This is a genomic window from Sandarakinorhabdus rubra, from assembly GCF_010994245.1.
Lineage (GTDB): Bacteria > Pseudomonadota > Alphaproteobacteria > Sphingomonadales > Sphingomonadaceae > Sandarakinorhabdus > Sandarakinorhabdus rubra.
In genome coordinates this window covers 1-896 of the sequence record NZ_WMHO01000407.1, presented here as the reverse complement: position 1 = coordinate 896, position 896 = coordinate 1, and the positions used below count along the sequence as shown (strand labels likewise).

The window sequence follows — 896 nt, the reverse complement described above, 5'->3', positions numbered from 1 at the left end:
GGTGCCACTGCGCCTGCCCGCCACTGGGCGCCTCGCCGGCCTGCTGGAGGCCGCCAGCCGCATCGCACGGGCGCGGAGCGCGCTGGATGGCAGCGCCACCGGATTTGCCGCGCTGGTCAACGATTGGCACCAGCAGGGCATCGATGCTGCTGGCCAGGCTGGCGGTGCGCTGTTTGCCACCACCGCCATCCGCACCACCGTGGGCAAGGCCAACGCCGGGCGCGCGCCGCTGGATGTCGTTCTGGCCGATGGCGCCGTGCCCGACCCGTCCGGCTATCGCCTCATCGCGGAGGCCACCGGCTTCACGCTGGCGCGCGGCGATGGCAGCGCCAGCATCACCGGCACGTCGCCCCTGCTGCTCGATGGCCTGACCTTGACCATCGGCGATGGCTGGGTGGCTGGGGACCAATGGACGCTGGAACCACTGTCGGGCGCGCAAGGCCTGTCGCTGCGCGCGCTGCAGCCGCAGGACGTCGCGGCTGCCCGGCGCTGGCAGGTGGATGGACCCCCCGGCGCCCCCGGCCTGCCTACGGTGACCGACGATGCCAGCGCGCTCGCCCTGCCCGGCGGCGACGTGACCCCGCCGCCGTGGCGGATCAGCATCATCGCCGGCGGCCTTGCCGAAGTGCGTGATCCCGCCGGCACCTTGCTGGCCACAGTGCCGGCCGATGGCAGCCTGATCGAGGGGCCGGGCATCCGCTTCACGCTGCCCGCCGGTGTCAGCGAGGGCAGCAGTTTTCGCATCACGCCAACCCCGCCGGGCAGCCAGGACAATGGCCAGGCCCTGGCGCTGGGGCGGCTGCGCCTGCAGCCCGGCCCCAATGGCACGATCGAGGCGGCGCTGGATGGCGATCTGGCGCGCATCGGCGCCGATGTGGCCGACACGCGCCGGCTGG

Annotated in this window: 1 protein-coding gene; it reads left to right on the top strand. The window is 73.9% G+C overall.

Features of this window, described 5'->3' with window-relative positions:
• The coding region (locus tag GJV64_RS14890; protein ID WP_408015009.1) for a FlgK family flagellar hook-associated protein at positions 1-896 on the top strand (896 nt) is incomplete at both ends.